Below are 19078 nucleotides of genomic sequence, written 5' to 3' on the forward strand. Positions count from 1 at the left end.
CGCTTGATCAAAAACGCGCCAGGAGGCCGCCAGTGCTGGTCCTGACCGCCTGGCGTGACGCTTTGGTGACACCGCCCAAGCCGTTGCGGTTGCCCAAAAAATAAGCAGGCGGTAGAATTCCGGCCTTTTCTGCGACAGCGGTCACCATGCAGATCGGTCCTTTTCCCTTACAAAACAACCTGTTCGTCGCGCCCATGGCGGGTGTAACCGACAGACCGTTTCGCCAGTTGTGCCGTCATTTCGGGGCAGGCTACGCCGTGTCCGAGATGATTACGGCCAATAACGCGCTGTGGGATAACGAAAAGACCCGTCGCCGCATGGACCACGCTGGCGAGCCCGGCCCGATTGCGGTGCAGATTGCAGGTTCTGATCCGGCCATGCTGGCTCAGGCGGCAAAGCTTAATGTGGAACTGGGCGCGCAGATTATCGACATCAATATGGGCTGCCCGGCCAAGAAGGTGTGCAACAAGCTGGCCGGTTCCGCGCTGCTCAAGGATGAGGCCCTGGTGGGCGAGATTCTGGATGCCGTGGTCGCGGCGGTAGATGTTCCCGTCACGCTCAAGACCCGCCTGGGTTTCAGCAACGGGGCAGAAAACGTACTGCGTGTGGCAGAGCGTGCCCAGGCCGCCGGTATTGCCGCGCTGGCCCTGCATGGCCGCACGCGGGAAGACATGTATAACGGCGCGGCCCGCTATGGGCTGATTCGTGAAGTCAAATCCATGCTGCGTATTCCGGTGATTGCCAATGGCGACATCGATACGCCGCAAAAAGCCAAAGCCGTACTGGCCGAAACCGGTGCCGACGCGATCATGATTGGTCGCGCAGCGCAGGGTCGGCCCTGGTTGTTCCGCGAAATTGCGCACTATCTGGCCACTGGCGACATACTGCCTGCGCCCGAGGTCAGCGAGATTCGTGCTGTATTGTTGCAACACCTTGACGAGCTTTATGCGTTTTATGGCGAGTATTCCGGTTGCCGGATTGCCCGCAAGCATATCGCCTGGTATACCAAGGGCCTGAAGGATGGCAATGCTTTTCGCCAGGCCATGTACAAGCTGGACTCGACCGCTGCGCAGCATGCCGCTGTGAGCGCGTATTTCGATAGTCTGGCTGAACTGGGCGAGCGGTTGATTTACGACATGGAGGAGACTGCCACGCACGCGGATGTCGCGCTCGCGGCAGCATGACGGCAGGCCACAAGGCCGCCGCATTTATCACTAAAAGTCCCAGGCAAGACCTGAGGGCAGTTTCAGGGAAGTAACCATGAACCAGCCAGCCACTTGCGTCATTACGCAGGAAGAAGATCCTATCGCTGAATCCATCCGGTCCTCGCTGGCCCGGTATTTCGAGGATCTGGATGGTGAAGCGCCGTGCGCGCTTTATGACATGGTTCTGGCACGCGTTGAAAAACCGTTGCTGGAGCTCGTCCTTGATCACGTTGCCGGTAACCAGACCCGCGCCGCAGAAGTGCTGGGCATCAATCGCAATACGTTGCGTAAAAAACTGCAGACCTACGACATGCTTTGATCATCTGGTCAGGGCAGCACGTGCCACCGCCAGCGGGGCACCCGGTTTTACTGTGAGTTGTTTCGTTAGTGTTTTGATCTTTACCTCCACGGGCATCAGGAAAAACAGCAATGACCATCATCAAGCGCGCGCTGATCAGCGTTTCCGACAAAACCGGTGTACTCGAATTTGCCAAAGCCCTCTCGGGTTTCGGTGTAGAGATCCTCTCTACCGGTGGTACCGCCAAACTGCTGGCAGACAACAACGTGCCGGTCATTGAAGTGGCCGATTACACCGGCTTTCCTGAAATGCTGGATGGCCGCGTGAAAACGCTGCACCCCAAAATCCACGGCGGCATTCTGGGCCGTCGCGATCTGGACAGCCACGTGGCCAAAATGGCCGAACACGGTATTGGCAATATCGACCTGGTGTGCGTGAACCTCTACCCGTTCGAAGCCACCATCGCCAAGCCCGATTGCAGCTTTGAAGATGCCATCGAGAACATCGATATCGGTGGCCCGGCCATGGTGCGTTCCGCCGCCAAGAACCACGCCCACGTTGCCATTGTGACCGATGCGTCTGACTACGCACCGCTGATCGCAGAAATGAAAGACAACCAGGGCGGCCTGACGCTGGCTACCCGCGTGGGTCTGGCCAAAAAGGCGTTCAGCCATACCGCTGCCTATGACGGCGCGATCTCCAACTACCTGACCGCACTGACCACAGACGGCGAGAAAAAAGCCTACCCGGAACGCCTGAACCTGCAATTCGTGAAGGTGCAGGACATGCGTTACGGCGAAAACCCGCACCAGTCCGCCGCCTTCTACCGCGATCTGGACCCGGCCGCCGGCAGCCTGTCGCGTTACGCCCAGCTGCAAGGCAAGGAACTGTCGTACAACAACATCGCTGACTCTGATGCGGCATGGGAAGCCGTGAAGCAGTTTGAAGAGCCGGCCTGCGTGATCGTCAAGCACGCCAACCCGTGCGGCGTGGCCGTGGGTGCCGATACCTTCAGCGCGTACCGCCTTGCGTTCGCGACCGATACCACCTCGGCCTTCGGCGGCATCATTGCGTTTAACCGCGAAGTGGATGGCGACACCGTCCAGGCCGTGGCTGCCCAGTTCCTGGAAGTGCTGATCGCCCCGGGCTACAGCGCCGATGCGCTGGCGCTGCTGGCCAAGAAGCCGAACGTGCGCGTACTGACCGTGCCGCTGGAATCGGGTGAGAACAAGTTTGATGTGAAGCGCGTTGGTGGTGGCCTGCTGGTGCAAACACCGGATGTCCACGCCCTCAAGCTGTCTGATCTGAAGGTCGTGACCAAGAAGTCCCCGACTGAAGCACAGCTCAAAGACATGTTGTTTGCCTGGCGCGTGGCCAAGTTCGTCAAATCCAATGCCATCGTGTTCTGCGGCAATGGCCAGACCCTGGGTATCGGCGCCGGCCAGATGAGCCGCGTTGATTCGACCAAGATCGCCGCCATCAAGGCACGCTCGGCCGGTCTGGAACTGCGTGGCTCCGTGGCCGCGTCGGATGCTTTCTTCCCGTTCCGCGACGGTGTCGATGTGATCGCTGAAAACGGCGTGTCGGCCATCATCCAGCCGGGTGGCTCTGTGCGTGATGAAGAAGTCATCGCCGCAGCCGACGAACATGGCATCGCCATGGTGCTGACGGGCATCCGCCACTTCCGTCACTAAGCAAACCAGTCCCACCTTCCTGGTCATCCCGTGTGTGCTGTCTGGCATAAGGGGTGCCAGGATGAGCTTCATATCTGGTTGTCATGTTGTCGGATCACACTGACGGCAGGGCAACCGGTTCAACCTGATGTGCTTTGCTGCGTTAAGAGCAAACAGTACCGGCCCGAACAGGCCCGCGCCCCGTAGGGACAGTCTGGTTTCCTTGCAGGAAGTTGACTGGCTTGCTTGGCATGGACGCGGCAGGCTGTAAAATGCCGGCAGAACGTGCATGCTGCGTTGCAATCAGGTTCACGGATCGTGCCAACCAGCCCGCAACTGGTCAGATCCGTACCGCTTCATATTCACCAGAAGAAACTCGTCTCTCATGAAAAAAACACTTGCTGCCTTGATCTTGAGCCTTGCTGCGCCGTTGGCGTCAGCCATTGACTGCACCGGCATGGGAAGCTGGCTCGACCAGGCCTGTACACACGTTTCTGATGTGTACCAGAACGGCAAGTCGGATATTTATATCTCCGGCTACACCTGGCATGACCCGCACCAGTACACCGAAGAAAAACTGGAACAACTGAACAAGTGGGGCTGGGGTGGCGGTTATGGCCGGCACGTCATTGATGACAAGGGCAACGAAGATATCGTTCTGGGCCTGATGTTTTCTGACTCGCACAAGAACCCGGAATTCATGGTGGGCTACGCCGGGCTGTGGTTTACCGACCCGATCCTGGGCGGCTTGTCGTTCGGCGGTGGTTACTCCGTCGGCATGACCTCCCGCCGGGACATCTTTGGTGGTATTCCTTTCCCGATCGCGCTGCCGGTGGCCGCGATCCGCTATCGTCAGGTTTACATCATGGGCACCTGGATTCCCAGCCTGGGCGGCGTGAACAACGGGGATGTGGCTTTCTTCTTCAGTCGCTACGCATTTGAATAATCAGGATATACACATGAACGTGCTTGTAATCGGCAATGGCGGGCGCGAACACGCGCTGGCCTGGAAATTGTCGCAGTCGCCCCGTGTGGGCAAGGTATTTGTGGCGCCGGGCAACGCGGGTACCGCGCTGGAGCCCAATCTGACCAATGTGCCGATCACTGATATCGACGTGCTGGTGGCCTTTGCCCAGCGCGAGCAGATCCAGCTTACCGTCGTTGGCCCGGAAGCCCCGTTGTCCAAAGGGGTGGTCGATGCGTTCCGCAAAGCCGGCCTGAAGATTTTTGGCCCGACCAAAGCCGCAGCACAGCTGGAAAGCTCCAAGGATTTCGCCAAGGCCTTCATGAAGCGCCATGGCATCCCCACTGCCGACTACGAGACCTTCTCTGACGCCGCCAAAGCGCACGCCTATATCGACGCCAAGGGCGCTCCGATTGTCATCAAGGCCGATGGTCTGGCCGCCGGCAAGGGCGTGGTGGTGGCAATGTCGCTGCAAGAAGCCCATGACGCCGTGGACAGCATGTTGTCTGACAACAAGCTGGGCGACGCTGGCGCGCGTGTGGTGATTGAAGAATTCCTGACCGGTGAAGAAGCCAGCTTCATCGTCATGGTAGATGGCAAGAACGTGCTGGCGCTGGCCTCCAGCCAGGATCACAAACGTCTGAAAGACCACGACGAAGGCCCCAACACGGGCGGCATGGGCGCCTACAGCCCGGCCCCGGTGGTGACGCCGGAAATCCACGCCAGGGCCATGCGTGAAGTGATCATGCCGACCATACAGGGCATGGCACGCGACGGCATCATCTTCACCGGCTTTTTGTACGCCGGTCTGATGATCAGCCCGGAAGGCCAGCTCAAGACCCTGGAATTCAACTGCCGCATGGGCGACCCGGAAACCCAGCCGATCATGCTGCGTCTGAAGAGCGATCTGGTGAACCTGGTCGAGCATGCCGTTGAAGGCACGCTGGACAAGGTTGAAGCCGAATGGGATCGCCGCGTGGCGCTGGGTGTGGTGATGGCTGCTGCCAATTACCCGGAGACCCCGCGCGTGGGTGATGTGATCACTGGCGCGACGCCTGAGGTGGAAGACGGCCATGTGTTCCATGCCGGTACCAAGCTCAATGCAGATGGCAAGCCGGTTACCAGCGGCGGGCGCGTGTTGTGCGTGACTGCGTTTGGTGAGACGTTCAAGGCGGCGCAGAAGCGGGCTTATGAGTTGTTGTCCGGGGTGCATTTTGATGGTGAGCAGCACCGGACGGATATTGGCTGGCGGGCGATTAGCCGGAAGTGATTTGTTTGGGTGGGGTGGGGGTTGGGCAAAAAAAGGCCGTCGTTGAGATGGCTTTTTTTGTTTTTGGGGGGAGGGGGAGTGGTTAGCTTGTGAAGCCTAAACCCAAACCCAAACCCAAACCCAAACCCAAACCCAAACCTTGTTAGCGCCTGCGGCGCGGTGTTTTGATACCGGGGGTGCCCGGAGCACGGTACTTTTCTTTGGGTCGCCAAAGAAAAGTACCCAAAAGAAAGGCGACCCCTGCGACGGCGCTCGCTACGCGAGTTCCCTGCGCTTCTCGCGAAGTCCGGCTGGCTACGGGAACTCGCTTCGCTCAAACACCCCTTCGCCGCAACCCCGGACTTCGCTGCGATGCTCGGCGCAGTCAGGGGGAGGGACGTCAAAAGCAACTGCAACCCCGGAAATCAACGGCAACGGCAACGGCAATGGCAATGGCAATGGCAATGGCAATGGCAACGGCAACGGCAACGGCAACGGCAGACCAATCGCGCAAACTGTCTGCTTGCAAGAATGACCCGGCAGCCTCACCACTTCGTCATTCCCGCGCAGGCGGGAATCCAGTAAAGCCCTGAAACAGCACCACTCAAGCCAGCTCTGCCCCGGTGTGCAGGGTGGATGCGCAGAGCAATCCAACGTACGCTCTGCCACACCTCACACCTCACACCTCACACCTCACACCTCACACCTCACACCCAGTCCTTGCCGATGAGGAAGTCGCTCATCAGGCGGGCTTCTGCTGATCCTTGTGGTGGGTGCCAGTCGTAGCGCCATTTCACAATCGGCGGCATCGACATGAGGATGGATTCGGTTCGCCCGCCAGACTGCAGGCCAAACAGGGTGCCGCGGTCCCATACCAGGTTGAATTCGACGTAGCGGCCGCGGCGATAGGCTTGCCAGTCGCGTTCGCGTTCGCCAAACGGGTATTCGCGGCGGCGTTCGACGATGGGTACCCAGGCATGCAGGAAGGCGTCGCCTACGGCGCGGATGAAGGCGAAGCCGCCTTCAAAACCCAGTTCTGACAAGTCGTCGAAGAAAATGCCGCCAATGCCGCGCGGTTCGTTGCGGTGTTTGAGGAAGAAATACGTGTCGCACCAGGCTTTGTACTTGGGGTAGTACGCGTCGCCAAACGGCGCCAGGGCGTCGCGGCAGGTGGTGTGGAAGTGATGGGCGTCTTCTTCAAAGCCGTAGTAGGGCGTCAGGTCCATGCCGCCGCCAAACCACACGACATCATCGTGACCTTCGGCATAGGCGCGGAACATGCGCACGTTCATGTGCACGGTCGGCACGTAGGGGTTGCGCGGGTGAATGACCAGCGATACGCCCATGGCTTCCCACGCGCGGCCGGCCAGTTCCGGGCGGTGCGCGGTGGCAGAAGGGGGCAGTGTCTGCCCTTTGACGTGAGAGAAATTAACCCCGCCGCGCTCGATCAGGCCACCGTCTTCCACCAGCCGTGAAATCCCGCCCCCGCCTTCCGCGCGGTCCCACTGATCGTGGCGGAAGGTGTGACCATCCAGGTTTTCCAGCGTAGCGACGATGTTTTGCTGCAGCGACAACAGATAGTCGCGCACCTGGGAAGCGGACATGGGGGTTTTCTCCGGATGCAAAGAAGCAAATGGTACGTGATTCATGCCCGGTCCGGCGCATGACGCCAAAACAAAAGCCCCGCGTGCGGGCGGGGCTTTTAGCTGCGGCGGCGACACTCAGTTTTGTGTCGGGATGCCGTGCTTGATTTCCTTGATCTTGTTTTGCGCATCAACGAACACCAGCGCCGGGTGATGGCTGGCCAGTTCGGTCTCGTTGTATTGGGCAAAGGTGGCGATGATCAGCAAGTCGCCCACCTGGGCCTGGCGCGCGGCGGAACCGTTCAGCGAGATGATGCCCGAGCCCCGTGCGCCCTTGATGGCGTAGGTCGAAAAACGTGCACCGTTGTTGATGTTCCAGATGGTGACTTCTTCAAACTCACGGATGTTCGCTGCTTCGAGGAGATCTTCATCGATAGCGCAAGACCCTTCGTAGTGCAGTTCGGCATGGGTGGCCGTGACACGGTGGATCTTGGATTTGAGCATGCTGCGGTTCATGGTAAAGCTCCGACATCACTTGTAAGGGCGCGATTATAAATCGCAAATATGGCCGGTGTACTGGCACTTTCAGCCATCTGGCTGTTTGATCAATGATCAGGCGCGGTAGACGAGGCAGTCGTCCAGCAAGAACTCGCCCGGGCCTGGGCGCGCGTTCAGCAACACGCGGTCAAACGCCATCTGCTGGCCATCTACTTTCACCCAGGCCGGGATCACTTTGCCCTGGTAGCTCCCCACACTTTCGTCGGCGCGGATGATTTCCTGGGGTGTCACTGGCGCCGGCGGCGCGGCGGCTTCGGTGGCCTGGGCCAGCATGGCGGCGGCGCGGGCGACTTCCGCTTCACGCTCGCGCGGTTGCACTGGCAGGTTGCGCAGGAACCAGCCAAACAGGAAGGCCGGCATGATCACCCGTGTCACGCGCTTGTGGTTATCCACGCGACAGGCCACGCCAAAAACCTCGCCACACTTGGGGCATTGGGCCTTGGCGGCAATCGCCAGGCTGTCATCAAGCAAGCGCGCGACGCCAAACATGTCTTTAGCGCCCAGCATGTGGCCGCAACGCACGCACGGCTTGGAGAACTGCCGGATCTGCTCGCCGTTGGCAAAGCGCATCGGCAGGTAATAGTTCAAAGGGCGTTTCTGCTGCATAAACAATCATCCCGATTCGAACAGCCAGCCTGCCCGGCCGGCCATTCTTCGTTACATCGTTGCTAACCGGCAATCCAGATTCAGTTCCAGCCAGTCGGTTTTCAGTCGTTGCAGTACGACAGTGGAACCGGCCGGTAATTCCGGCAACCCGGGCACGCGCAACACCAGCGGCATGCCATCCACTCGCACCAGGTTCTCTTTGATGACCGAGCCAGAGAACTCGCGCATGTTTTCCTGTTCCATATAACGCAGACACCAGTAACGCTCCATCTTGTCCTGGAAGTCGGCGTAGGCGGCGTAAGCGGTGTCAAACGCACCAATGGCCGCAAACAGTTCTGCGTCGTTTTTCTGGAAGCGCGGTTTCACGCCGCCCACCATGGCGATGATCTGCTGCTGGTTTACAAAGTCCACCGCGCGGCGCAGCGGGGAGGACGACCAGGCGTAAAACTCCACACCCAGGCCAATGTGCGGGCCGGGCTGCGTGGTCATGCGCACGCGACCATTGTTCTGCACTCTGTAGATGCCGGCGATCTCGGCATCTTTCAAATCCTTGCCCCACTGACTGTTCACCAGAATCATCATTTCGGCGACCAGCTTGTCCATGGGCGAACCACGTTTGCGCGGCAGGATGCGTACGCGCTTCTCGCCGTTCTCCAGCGTATCGACGTAGAAGCTGTAATCAATGCGCACCGGGGCGTTGGGGTCATCGGCGCGGCCACGGCGGCCTTCCAGATTGCCGGCAAAGCGCCACAGCGTGGTCAGTTCGGCCTTCCACGGGAAATCCGGACCGTCTTCCTTGCCGGCAGTCAGCTCGTTAAAGAGCGCTTCGATCTGGTCGTGGCGCAGGTTGGCCGCAATGGGCACCTGCTCGACCACCGTACGGTGATTGAGGATGTCAAAACCTGGCGAGATTTCCAGATACATCGACACGGCCGGTCGCGCTGCGCCTTCTTGCAGGGTGAACACCTGTACGGCCGAGTCCGGCAGCATGGTGATCTTGTCGCCCGGGAAATACACGGTAGAGAGGCGGTCGAACACCAGCTTGTCCAGTTCGGTATCCGGCGCAATACCCAGGGCCGGCGCGGCAATGTGAATGCCGACTTGCCAGTTGCCATTGGGCAGCTTTTTCAGGCTCAGCGCATCGTCGATTTCGGTGGTGGTCACGTCATCGATCGAGAACGCTTGCACGTCGGCCACCGGCAGATCGGTTGGCAGTGTGACGGTCTGGCTGACCACGGCCTCGCGGCCCTTGGGGAAGGTTTCCAGCAAGAAGCCTTGCAGGAAGTAATCGGCCACATCCGGAATGGCGCCCACGCTTTGCAACAGGCGGGTGGGGCTGGTGTGGGCGGCGTCGGCGGCTTGCGCCAGCGCTTTGTATTCGATGCCGTTTTTGTCTGGGCGGTGCAGCAAACGGTTGATGATGGGGGCGAACGCGTCGGGCAGCTTGCCGGCGACCAGTTCTGCCTGCCATACCGCCATCTGTTCGGCTTCGCGCTGCTTGCGCTCCAGCCCGGCCAGCGCGGCTTTCAGGTTTTCTTCCGGCGCGGCCTTGTAGCGGCCCTTGCCCTTTTTGTAGAAATACATGGGCGCGGCGGACAAACGCAGCACCACGGCAATCTGCGAGGCGGCCGACGGGTTGGCGCCAAAATATTCAGCGGCCAGTTCTTCAAAGCCAAACTCGTGCTCGCCGCACGTTTCCCACAAGAGGTCCAGATCAATCTCGGCAGCCAGGGTTTCGGCTTGCGGCAGCACTTCATCGAGCGCAGGGCGTTCGAACTTGAGCAATACATTGCCGTTCTTGACCTTGCTGCGCTTGCCTCGCACGTCTTCCACCATCAAGCTCGCCGGTTGCGATTCCTTGACCGTAGCGACCTTGAAGCTACCATCCTCTTCGTAAAAAACGTGCATAACAACCCTTTCTGGAAAGCAGGCAATTATATCTGAGTGAGGAGGCAGGGGTGAGGTGTGAGGAGAAAAACCAAACCCGGCTACCGCCTGTCATCTCGCTGCTTTAAATGTGTAATTGATCAAGATGGCTGGCCTGATCCGCGCTTGCGCAGATCAGGCCGTATTCAAGAGGCGTGTGGTGGTGCGGGGTGTCGTTTTTTGAGCTTGCCCGTCACATATCACCGGTCACGCCTTATTCCCCGAGTTGTGCCAGCAACTCGGCCTGTTGTTCGTTCACCAGCGCCTGGGTCAGCTCTTCCAGATCGCCATCCATGATCGCGTCCAGTTTGTACAGCGTCAGGTTGATCCGGTGATCAGTCATGCGCCCCTGCGGATAGTTGTAGGTGCGGATACGTTCGCTGCGGTCGCCACTGCCGATCAGGCTCTTGCGGGTGGCGGCTTCTTTGGCGTGGCGCTCGCGGTCTTGCACATCCTTGATCCGCGCGGCCAGTACCGCCAGCGCGCGCGCCTTGTTCTTGTGCTGGCTGCGGTCGTCCTGACATTCCACCACAATGCCGGTCGGGATATGCGTCACGCGCACGGCAGAGTCTGTCTTGTTGATGTGCTGCCCGCCGGCGCCAGAGGCGCGGAAGGTATCAATGCGCAGATCGGCCGGATTGATATTGATCTCTTCGGCTTCATCGGCCTCCGGCATCACCGCCACGGTGCAGGCGGAGGTATGAATGCGGCCCTGTGTTTCCGTGGCCGGTACGCGCTGCACGCGGTGGCCGCCGCTTTCAAACTTCAGGCGGGAATACGCACCAAAGCCGACAACACGGGCGATGACTTCCTTGAAGCCGCCCAGGTCAGACTCATTGGCCGACATGATTTCCACCTGCCAGCGATTGCGCTCGGCATAGCGGCTGTACATGCGAAAGAGGTCTGCCGCAAACAGTGCCGATTCATCACCCCCGGTACCGGCACGGATTTCCAGAAAGATATTGCGCTCGTCGTTGGGGTCTTTGGGCAGCAGGGCCTTTTGCAGGTCCAGCTCCAGCGACTCGATCCGCGCCTTGCCTTCGGCCAGCTCTTCTTCGGCCAGTTCTTTCATGTCCGGGTCGGAGAGCATGTCCTGGGCTGTGGCGATATCGGCCTCGGCCTGGCGGTAATCCTTGTAGAGCGCCACAACCGGCTCCAGCTCCGCATGCTCACGGGTGAGTTTGCGGTACTGGTTCATGTCATTGGTCGCGCCTTCAGAGGCGAGCAGGGCGCCCACTTCTTCAAGACGGTCGGAAAGTTGGGCCAGTCGGGCCAGAATCGATGGTTTCATTGTTGTTGTTGGTAAACGTTCTGATTAAGCCGTTCCATATAGCGCTCGGGTCGCGCCGCTTCGGTCCAGCCGAACTGGCGGTAGAGTTCGTGCGCATCGGCAGTAAAAAGCATCCAGCGACGCAAGGCGGTCAGGTCTGGATGGCTGTGTATGCAGGCCATGAGCCACTTGGACAAACCACGCCCGCGGTAGCCTTCGTCGATAAACACATCGCCCAGATAGGCAATGGTGGCGCCGTCGGTAATCACCCGGGCGAAACCCACCAGCGCCTCGCCGTGATAGACGCCAAAGCACAGAGCGCCGGCCACGGAACGGCGAAACACGGCCTCCGGCATGCCTTTGGCCCAATAGGAGCGGCGGCCGATAAAGTCGTAGGCAGTCTCGAAGGGCAGGCGCGCAGGGTCGGTGTCGACCTCAAACGCGCCCGTATCAAACTGGCGTTGCCAGCGGGCGGTTTGAAACAGTGACATCAAAGCTATTCCTCGTCGTGGAGGCGAAACAGGCGGCGGGTTGCGGTGACGAGGGCGGTTTGTTCATCGCCATCGGCCGCATTGAGTGAAGCCAGCGGGGCGTGCAGAAACTTGGCCGAAAGTTGTGCGGTGAGTTTTTCCAGCACTTCTTCCGGGTTATCGCCAGCCGCCAGGCGCTTTTTGGCCTTGGCCAGTTCAGCGCGTGCGGCGCGGTCGGCGTGATCGCGCAAGTCGCGAATGGTCGGGACCAGTTCACGGCTGGCCAGCCAGTGATTGAATTCGCTGACATGATCAGAGATCAGCGCCTCGGCGGCGACGACCTCGCCCTGGCGCGCGTGCACGCCCTGGCGGACCACTTCAGACAAGTCATCCACCGTGTACAGATAGATATCGTCCAGTTCGGCGGCTTCAGGCTCGACATCGCGCGGCACCGCCAGATCAACAATGAACAGCGGGCGGCGTTTGCGCAGCTTGAGCGCGCGTTCAATCATGCCCTTGCCAATCACCGGCAGCGGCGAGGCCGTTGAACTGACCACAATGTCGAATTCATGCAGCCGCTCAGCGATATCGGTCAGCAGGATCGCTTCACCGCCATGTGCTTGCGCCAGCAGCTCGCCGCGCTCCAGCGTGCGGTTGGCCACCGCCATTTTTCTTGGTTTTTGCGCACAGAAATAAGTGGCGCACAACTCGATCATCTCGCCCGCACCCACAAACAGCACGCTGCATTCAGAGACCGAGGGGAAAATCCGTTCCGCCAGTTTGACGCCCGCTGCCGCCATGGATACCGAGGCCGACCCGATACGGGTCTGGGTGCGCACGTCTTTGGCGACCTGAAACGCGCGCTGGAACAAGCCATTGAGCAAGACGCCCATGCTGCCCGACTCACGCGCCTGGCGTTCGGCATCTTTGAGCTGCCCCAGAATCTGCGTTTCGCCCAGCACCATCGAGTCCAGCCCGGCGGCGACACGGAAGGTGTGGCGGGCGGCATCGCCACCGGCATGCACGTACAGATAACTGTTGAGTTCTTCTGTCTTGCGGCCACGGCTGGCGGCGTACCAATCCATCAGGGCCGACGGATCACGGGCGTTGCAATAGAGTTCGGTGCGATTACAGGTAGAGATGATGGCGGCTTCAACCACGCCAGGCTGGGCCACAAGGCCAGGCAGCGCGGACTGCAGTTCGGTTGGCGAAAACGCAAGCCGCTCCCGCACCGATAACGGAGCGGTTTCGTGGTTGACGCCGAGTACGAACAGGTTCATCGCTGCGGGGGGAATTCAAAACGCATTAGTATACCGTGATTATGGCGTGGCTGGCGGGCGGGAATGCTGAATGGCTGATGGATCAATGGGTTGAGGGTTGAGGGGTGGGGGGTGGGGGGTGGGGGGTGGGGGGATTCGGGGGCTGGCGATAGGGTGGCTTGGCGGGTTGTAGAACCTTGATCTTTTGTTGGCGCCTGACGGCGCGGTGGTTTTGATACCGGCGGTGGCCGGAGCACGTTACTTTTCTTTGCTTCGCCAAAGAAAAGTAACCAAAAGAAAGGCGACCCCTGCGACTGCGCCCTTCGGGTTCCCTGCGCTTCTCGCAAGGCGCGGCTGGCTCCAGGGAACTCGGGCTAAAGCCCTCAAACACCCTTGCGCCGAAACCCCGCGCCTTGCTGCGATGCTCGGCGCAGTCAAGGGGGGCAACGTCAAAGGCAACATCAAAGGCAACATCAAAGGCAAAGGCAAAGGCAACGGCAAAGGCAAAGGCAAAGGCAAAGGCAAAGGCAAAGGCAAAGGCAAAGGCAAAGGCAAAGGCAAAGGCAACGGCAACGGCAACGGCAACCGCAACCGCAACCGCAACCGCTGTGGGATCTGGGGCAGGTTTTGTAGGGTGGATTCGCGAAGCAATCCACCTTGCAACACTGGGCTGTTTCGCGCTGCGTGCTGCGCCTCACTGCCGCGTCATTGCGGCTTGAGCCGGAATCCAGCCGGCTGCAAAACAAAAAACACAGCCCCCACCAGTCATCAAACGACCAGTCGGGGGCTGCAGCCTTCGGAGGGAAGCGGGTTACTGGGCGCGTGCCGCTGCGGCGATTTTTTGCGCTGCGGTTTGTGCGGTCATGCTGTCGTCGTTCCAGAACTGGGCGGCGACGTCGTAAATGGCGCCCTCGGCGGCAGGCGGGATGGCCATGTCGTGTGCCCAGGAGGGGACCAGCGTGCCCTTGGCGGCGGCGTTCTTGAAGTCGGCGGAGGACTTTTTGGCGCAGTCGTCAAACTTGGACAGGTCCATGCCCTGGCGTGCCGGGATCGAGCCTTTGTACAGATTGAACACTTCCTGGAACTTCGGGCTCATCAAGAGTTGCGCCAGGTCGCGCTGGCCTTTCTCGGCGTCTTTGTCTTTCAGTTTGAAGAAGGCAAAAGAGTCGACGTTGAAGGTGTACGCGTCAGCGCTGCCCGGCGCGGCGACGCACAGGAAGTCTTTGCCGGCCTGTTTGCCGGCGACGGCGAATTCGCCCTTGGCCCAGTCGCCCATGAACTGCATGCCGGCCTTGCCGTTGATGACCATGGCGGTGGCCAGGTTCCAGTCGCGGCCGTTGGCGGCTTTGTCGGTGTAGGGTTTGATGCGCTTGTAGGTTTCCAGCACCTTGATCATGGTCGGGCTTTTGAGCGTGGCCTGATCCAGTTGCACAAAGGCTTTCTTGTAGAAGCTGGCACCGCCTACGCCGAGGGCGACGCTTTCCAGCAGTTCGGCTTCTTGCCAGGACTGGCCGCCAATGGCGACCGGGATAATCCCGGCTTTTTGCATGGCGTCGGCGGTCTTGAAGAATTCATCCCAGGTGGTCGGGGCTTTGGCGTTGGCTTTTTTCAGCAGGTCGGCGTTGATCCACAACCAGTTCACGCGGTGAACGTTGACCGGCGCGGCGACGTACTGGCCTTTGTATTTCATGACATTGGCCACGACGGGCGGGAGGAGTTTGTCCCAGCCTTCAGCTTTGGCGACGTCATCAATCGACACCAGCACGCCCTGATCGCCCCATTCCTGAATGGCCGGGCCTTTCAACTGGGCGGCGGCAGGCGGGTTGCCGGAGACCACGCGGGTCTTGAGTGCCGTCATGGCGTTTTCGCCTGCGCCACCGGCCACGGCGAAGTCTTTCCACTTGTCGCCCTTGGCTTCCAGCATGGTCTTGAGTTCGCCGGCCGCTTTGGCTTCGCCGCCGCTGGTCCAGTAATGCAGTACTTCCACTTCAGCCGCCTGCGTGAAGGCAGCAAGGCCCAGCAGCGCGGCAGCGCACAGGGTCAGTCGTACGTTAAGCATGATCGATCTCCATATTCGTGTGCCTGCCGGCGTTGCCGCAGGGCGAGGGGGCGCAGTCCGCTGGTCGTGTGCGTGTCATTGGCGCTGAAATGTTGTCGGATTTTATCGACTACATTGATGCCAATGTTAACGTTAACAGCAGCGCGCCTAACAATAAATGAATACCCTGATGATCAGCCCGGCTGCCCGATGCATCGGCAAAATCCGGTATCCTGAGTTCCGTTTCAATTTTGTTGCCGTCAGCACACAGAACATCCATGCCGCGTAAAGCCAACCAGAATGCGTCTCGCGCCGCCACCTTGCACGATGTAGCGGGCAAGGTAGGGGTGAGTGCGATTACGGTCTCACGCGCGCTCAATTCGCCGGATCTGGTCTCTGAAAAACTGCGGGCGCAGATTCTGGCGGCGGTCGATGAACTGGGTTATGTGCCCAACCGCTCGGCCCGCACACTGGTTTCATCGCGCTCGCACACGGTGGCGGTGCTGATTCCGTCGTTATCCAACACGGTGTTTATCGATACGCTGGCCGGCATCAATGAAGTGCTGGACCCGAAGGGCTACCAGATATTGATCGGCAACACGGCGTATGACGATGAGAAAGAAGAGCGTCTGCTGCGGGCGTATCTGTCGCACGCGCCGGATGGTGTGTTGCTGACCGGCACGCGCCAGCGGCCGGAAATGCGCCAGCGCCTGGCAAAGCTGGGTATCCCGGCGGTGCACATGATGGAGCTTGATCCTTCCAACGAGCGCCTGTGCGTGGGGTTCTCGCAAGATGAAGCCGGACGGCAGATCACCACGCATTTGCTGGAACGCGGCTACCGGCGCATTGCCTTCTTTGGCGCCCGGCTGGACCCGCGGGTGATGCAGCGGCTGGATGGCTACCGCAAGGCGCTGCAGGCGGCAGGTTGTTATGCGCCGGAGCTGGAGTACCTTAATCCCAAGCCCTCCCGCATCGGCCTTGGTGTGGAAATGCTGGAAGTCTTGCGCCGTGAGCATCCGGATTGCGATGCCGTGTTTTGTTGTAACGACGATCTGGCGCTGGGGGTGCTGACCGGCAGTCATCGCATCGGCATCAAGGTGCCGGAGCAGCTGGCGGTGGTGGGGTTCAACGATCTGGAAGGCGCCGCGTGGGCGACGCCGACGCTGACCAGCGTGCGCACACCGCGTTACCGCATCGGTTTTGAAGCGGCGAGCCTGCTGCTTAAACTGATGGAGGGCCACAACGTACCGGAACAACGTCAGCTTGATCTGGGTTTTGAGCTTAAACTGCGCGGCAGCAGTTGATCCGCCGCGTTTTGTTTTCTTTGCCTGATACCGTTTGATTGATCGCCATGCCTGTTTATCCCCCGTTTTCTGAACTGCCGGTTGATACCGACATCCCGCCTTATGGCATTGACGAGCGCACCGAATCAGCCTGGCAATGGCTGCAGATGGTGGGGCAACTGGTGGCCAAAGAACTGGCCGTCATGCCGCGCGGCACGCTGGCGCTGGTGGAAGAAACCGACAGTGTGTACTGGGTGGTGGCGATTGAAGACCAGCTTTACCTTGCCACGGCCGCCATTTTTGAAGGCGAAATCCTGCTGGAGCACGCCGCGCTGCTGCGCACTCTGGCGGCGCTCAGCATTGAAGAATTGACCTACCAGCGCATGGCGCTGGAAGCCTGGTTGCTGAGCCAGCCGACGATGCGGCTGGCCGATACCAAACGCCTGCAGATGTGGGATACCTTGCCCAAAGCCGGTGGGGCGGACTGGGAATAAAAGCGGCGGCAAAACCGCCAGTCTCCAGAGGGTGGTCAGGTGCTGACCAGCGACTCAGAACCACCCGCCAATCAGCCGCGTGCCTTGATAAAACACAAAGCACAACACCCACGCCAGCCCCAGTGACCACGCCACCGAACCGGCTGTGAACCACGCGCTTTTTGATTCTTTGTGCATGGTGGCCACGGTGGCCACGCACGGCACATAGATCAGCGTGAACAGCATGAACGAGATGGCCGAAACCGGGTCCATGCTGCTGGCCAGGTGGGCGGAAAGCGCGTTGCCTTGCATGCCGGTAATCACCGACAGCGCCCCCAGCACCACTTCTTTGGCGACAAAGCCAAAAATCAGCGCAATCGACATCTCGGAATGAATACCGATCGGCGTCAGTACCGGTTCGAGCACGTTTGCCACCATGGCGGCGTAGCTATGGTGCTCGTTCGGGTAATGCGTCAGGAACCACACCAGCAGTACGCCAGCGACAATCATGGTTGAGGCGGTACGCAAAAACGCCCGGGTTTCGCCCCAGCCGCGCAGGCGAATCTGCTTGAAGAGCGGCAGGCGGAAGGGCGGCAGTTCCAGTGCAAAAGGCTCGGATGAAGTAAAGCGCTTGCGCAGCAGCCAGGCCGTGCCCAGGGCGATCACGATACTGGCCAGATACAGCCCCAGCAGTACCCACGGTGCCTGGGCCGGGGTGAACAGCGCGGCGCACAGGAACAGGAAAATCTGCAACCGGGCCGAGCACAGCGCAAACGGGATGGTCAGCATGGTCAGGCGCCGGGCCTTGGGGTCGCGGATCACGCGGGTGCCCATCAGCGCCGGCACATTGCAGCCAAAACCCATCATCAGCATGACAAAGCCGCGGCCATCCAGACCCAGGCGCGCCATCAGGCCATCCATCATGAAAGCGGCGCGGGCGAAGTAGCCGGAGTCTTCAATCACCGCCATCAGCGAGAAAAACAGGAAGATCAGCGGCGCAAAGGTCAGCACGGTGCCAACGCCGTCATACAAGCCATCCAGCAAGGCGCCGCGCACAATCTCGGGCGCACCGGCCAGTGCGGGTTCCAGCCACGTTGACTTGACCCAGTCGATGCCGCTGCCCAGCAAGTCTTGCAGTGGCGTGCCAATGGCGAATGTCAGCTGGAACAGGATAAACATGGTCAGCACAAACAGCGGCAGCCCCAGCGCCGGGTGCAGAATCCAGCGGTCGATCCTGGCGGTGAGGCTGGCTGGCATGGTGGGCGGGCGGCTGACGTGGTCATGGTGCAGACGGGCTTCGGCCTCATGAAACGCCGCCGCCGGCTGCAGCTGGGTGAAGTCGAGATTGACTGCTCGTTGCTGGCCGGCCAGATGAGACAGGGTCTGTTTCAATTCGGGGATGCCATCGCCGCGCTTGGCTGAAACCAGCAGCACCGGGCAGCCCAGTTGCTGCGCCAGCGCCGCAGTATCAATGGTCATGCCGGCGCTACGGGCTTCGTCGGCCATGTTAAGCGCCACAATCATCGGCGCGCCCAGGGCCTTGAGCTGCAGCGCCAGGCCCAGTTGCCGGTCCAGCTGCGTGGCATTGAGCAAGACGATGACGCCGGTCAGCGGCGTGCTGGCCAGAAAAGACTGGGCGATCCGTTCATCTTCGGCGCCGCCCGATAAATCGTAGATGCCGGGCAAGTCCACCATCTGCACCATTTTGGCGCCCAGCAAGATGCGGTGGGTGGCCAGATCAACCGTCAGCCCCGGCCAGTTGGCCACGCGGGCATTGCCGCCGGTAATGCGGTTGAACAAGGTGGATTTGCCCGTATTGGGCATGCCGACCAGCGCGATGCGTTGCATGTTCACGCCTCCCGGGCGAGGAGGGCTTCCACGTCGATGGCGCGGGCATGTTCGCGCCGCAGCATGAGTTCAGTACTGCCGATGCGCAATTGCAGCGGGCCACCCAGCCAGCCGCGACGCAGTACCGTGACCTCGCGGCCAGGGCGTAAACCCAGCGCGCAAAGACGCTGTGTCAGCTCATCAGGAGTATGTAGTTTTAATACGCGGGCGGGGGTTTCCAGCGACAGCTCGAACAGGGGGCACATGCTGCATCTCGCTTTCAAGAATCATTCTCATTATTGAAGCATGATGACTGCATGAATTCTGTGTATTGATACCTATCAAGCACTTCATTGCGCAGGTAAAAATCACGTTCGCATAACAGATGTAGTTTGC

General features: G+C 60.1%; 17 protein-coding genes. 7 read left to right on the forward strand and 10 right to left on the reverse strand.

Annotated elements, in window-relative coordinates; genetic code table 11:
• Positions 1-146: 146 nt before the first annotated feature.
• The 5 genes from dusB to purD all read left to right on the forward strand — a co-directional run bounded on the left by dusB (position 147) and on the right by purD (position 5410).
• Positions 147-1184, forward strand: a complete 1038-nt coding sequence (gene dusB / locus IEX57_RS20260; protein ID WP_188706980.1) for a tRNA dihydrouridine synthase DusB — start codon at positions 147-149, stop codon at positions 1182-1184.
• Positions 1185-1260: 76 nt separating this feature from the next.
• Positions 1261-1524, forward strand: a complete 264-nt coding sequence (gene fis, locus IEX57_RS20265; RefSeq protein WP_188698084.1) for a DNA-binding transcriptional regulator Fis — start codon at positions 1261-1263, stop codon at positions 1522-1524.
• A 110-nt stretch (positions 1525-1634) separates the two neighbouring features.
• Positions 1635-3197, forward strand: coding sequence for a bifunctional phosphoribosylaminoimidazolecarboxamide formyltransferase/IMP cyclohydrolase (purH, locus tag IEX57_RS20270; RefSeq protein WP_188706982.1), 1563 nt, complete (start codon positions 1635-1637; stop codon positions 3195-3197).
• Positions 3198-3561: 364 nt separating this feature from the next.
• Positions 3562-4122 (forward strand): antimicrobial peptide resistance and lipid A acylation PagP, encoded by a 561-nt coding sequence (locus tag IEX57_RS20275; RefSeq protein WP_188706984.1) that lies wholly within the window; start codon positions 3562-3564, stop codon positions 4120-4122.
• 13 nt (positions 4123-4135) lie between these two features.
• Positions 4136-5410, forward strand: coding sequence for a phosphoribosylamine--glycine ligase (gene purD, locus IEX57_RS20280; protein ID WP_188706986.1), 1275 nt, complete (start codon positions 4136-4138; stop codon positions 5408-5410).
• Positions 5411-6096: 686 nt separating this feature from the next.
• On the opposite strand, the gene hemF is transcribed toward purD, so the two are convergent.
• The 8 genes from hemF to IEX57_RS20320 all read right to left on the reverse strand — a co-directional run bounded on the left by hemF (position 6097) and on the right by IEX57_RS20320 (position 15120).
• A complete protein-coding gene (hemF, locus tag IEX57_RS20285) occupies positions 6097-6993 on the reverse strand; it encodes an oxygen-dependent coproporphyrinogen oxidase (protein ID WP_188706988.1) in 897 nt (298 codons plus the stop codon).
• A 117-nt stretch (positions 6994-7110) separates the two neighbouring features.
• Positions 7111-7488 carry an aspartate 1-decarboxylase gene (panD, locus tag IEX57_RS20290; RefSeq protein WP_184100318.1) on the reverse strand — a complete coding sequence of 126 codons (378 nt, stop codon included), beginning with the start codon at positions 7486-7488 and terminating at the stop codon, positions 7111-7113.
• Between the two features lie 96 nt (positions 7489-7584).
• Entirely contained in the window at positions 7585-8136 is a 552-nt protein-coding gene (locus tag IEX57_RS20295) for a hypothetical protein (RefSeq protein WP_188706989.1), read from the reverse strand.
• A gap of 51 nt (positions 8137-8187) precedes the next feature.
• Positions 8188-10044, reverse strand: a complete 1857-nt coding sequence (locus tag IEX57_RS20300; RefSeq protein ID WP_188706991.1) for a ribonuclease catalytic domain-containing protein — start codon at positions 10042-10044, stop codon at positions 8188-8190.
• Positions 10045-10276: 232 nt separating this feature from the next.
• Positions 10277-11353 (reverse strand): peptide chain release factor 1, encoded by a 1077-nt coding sequence (gene prfA, locus IEX57_RS20305; protein WP_188706993.1) that lies wholly within the window; start codon positions 11351-11353, stop codon positions 10277-10279.
• Complete coding sequence (locus IEX57_RS20310) at positions 11350-11823, reverse strand: GNAT family N-acetyltransferase (RefSeq protein ID WP_188706995.1); 474 nt, start codon at positions 11821-11823, stop codon at positions 11350-11352. Before IEX57_RS20310 ends, prfA begins: the two co-directional genes overlap by 4 nt.
• Positions 11824-11828: 5 nt before the next feature.
• The gene (gene hemA / locus IEX57_RS20315; RefSeq protein WP_188706998.1) at positions 11829-13082 is read right to left on the reverse strand and encodes a glutamyl-tRNA reductase; all 1254 of its coding nucleotides are present in this window, start codon (positions 13080-13082) and stop codon (positions 11829-11831) included.
• 790 nt (positions 13083-13872) lie between these two features.
• Positions 13873-15120 (reverse strand): ABC transporter substrate-binding protein, encoded by a 1248-nt coding sequence (locus tag IEX57_RS20320; protein WP_188707000.1) that lies wholly within the window; start codon positions 15118-15120, stop codon positions 13873-13875.
• A gap of 257 nt (positions 15121-15377) precedes the next feature.
• Between IEX57_RS20320 and gntR the strand changes: the two genes are divergently transcribed.
• Both gntR and IEX57_RS20330 read left to right on the forward strand, forming a co-directional pair.
• Positions 15378-16403, forward strand: a complete 1026-nt coding sequence (gene gntR / locus IEX57_RS20325) for an HTH-type transcriptional regulator GntR (RefSeq protein WP_188707002.1) — start codon at positions 15378-15380, stop codon at positions 16401-16403.
• 47 nt (positions 16404-16450) lie between these two features.
• Positions 16451-16876 (forward strand): hypothetical protein, encoded by a 426-nt coding sequence (locus IEX57_RS20330; RefSeq protein ID WP_188707004.1) that lies wholly within the window; start codon positions 16451-16453, stop codon positions 16874-16876.
• Between the two features lie 54 nt (positions 16877-16930).
• Here the strand turns inward: IEX57_RS20330 and feoB are convergent, their stop codons facing one another.
• The gene (gene feoB / locus IEX57_RS20335) at positions 16931-18703 is read right to left on the reverse strand and encodes a ferrous iron transport protein B (RefSeq protein WP_188707006.1); all 1773 of its coding nucleotides are present in this window, start codon (positions 18701-18703) and stop codon (positions 16931-16933) included.
• A 2-nt stretch (positions 18704-18705) separates the two neighbouring features.
• Positions 18706-18948, reverse strand: a complete 243-nt coding sequence (locus tag IEX57_RS20340) for a FeoA family protein (RefSeq protein ID WP_188707010.1) — start codon at positions 18946-18948, stop codon at positions 18706-18708.
• Positions 18949-19078 lie beyond the last annotated feature (130 nt).

The sequence above is a fragment of the Silvimonas iriomotensis genome (assembly GCF_014645535.1).
GTDB classification, from domain to species: Bacteria; Pseudomonadota; Gammaproteobacteria; order Burkholderiales; family Chitinibacteraceae; genus Silvimonas; species Silvimonas iriomotensis.

Bases quoted from the DNA above. Each gene is read 5' to 3' on its own strand.
- dusB (WP_188706980.1), top strand. From the start codon at position 147: ATGCAGATCGGTCCTTTTCCCTTACAAAACAACCTGTTCGTCGCGCCC.
- fis (WP_188698084.1), top strand. From the start codon at position 1,261: ATGAACCAGCCAGCCACTTGCGTCATTACGCAGGAAGAAGATCCTATC.
- purH (WP_188706982.1), top strand. From the start codon at position 1,635: ATGACCATCATCAAGCGCGCGCTGATCAGCGTTTCCGACAAAACCGGT.
- IEX57_RS20275 (WP_188706984.1), top strand. From the start codon at position 3,562: ATGAAAAAAACACTTGCTGCCTTGATCTTGAGCCTTGCTGCGCCGTTG.
- purD (WP_188706986.1), top strand. From the start codon at position 4,136: ATGAACGTGCTTGTAATCGGCAATGGCGGGCGCGAACACGCGCTGGCC.
- hemF (WP_188706988.1), bottom strand. From the start codon at position 6,993: ATGTCCGCTTCCCAGGTGCGCGACTATCTGTTGTCGCTGCAGCAAAAC.
- panD (WP_184100318.1), bottom strand. From the start codon at position 7,488: ATGAACCGCAGCATGCTCAAATCCAAGATCCACCGTGTCACGGCCACC.
- IEX57_RS20295 (WP_188706989.1), bottom strand. From the start codon at position 8,136: ATGCAGCAGAAACGCCCTTTGAACTATTACCTGCCGATGCGCTTTGCC.
- IEX57_RS20300 (WP_188706991.1), bottom strand. From the start codon at position 10,044: ATGCACGTTTTTTACGAAGAGGATGGTAGCTTCAAGGTCGCTACGGTC.
- prfA (WP_188706993.1), bottom strand. From the start codon at position 11,353: ATGAAACCATCGATTCTGGCCCGACTGGCCCAACTTTCCGACCGTCTT.
- IEX57_RS20310 (WP_188706995.1), bottom strand. From the start codon at position 11,823: ATGTCACTGTTTCAAACCGCCCGCTGGCAACGCCAGTTTGATACGGGC.
- hemA (WP_188706998.1), bottom strand. From the start codon at position 13,082: ATGAACCTGTTCGTACTCGGCGTCAACCACGAAACCGCTCCGTTATCG.
- IEX57_RS20320 (WP_188707000.1), bottom strand. From the start codon at position 15,120: ATGCTTAACGTACGACTGACCCTGTGCGCTGCCGCGCTGCTGGGCCTT.
- gntR (WP_188707002.1), top strand. From the start codon at position 15,378: ATGCCGCGTAAAGCCAACCAGAATGCGTCTCGCGCCGCCACCTTGCAC.
- IEX57_RS20330 (WP_188707004.1), top strand. From the start codon at position 16,451: ATGCCTGTTTATCCCCCGTTTTCTGAACTGCCGGTTGATACCGACATC.
- feoB (WP_188707006.1), bottom strand. From the start codon at position 18,703: ATGCAACGCATCGCGCTGGTCGGCATGCCCAATACGGGCAAATCCACC.
- IEX57_RS20340 (WP_188707010.1), bottom strand. From the start codon at position 18,948: ATGTGCCCCCTGTTCGAGCTGTCGCTGGAAACCCCCGCCCGCGTATTA.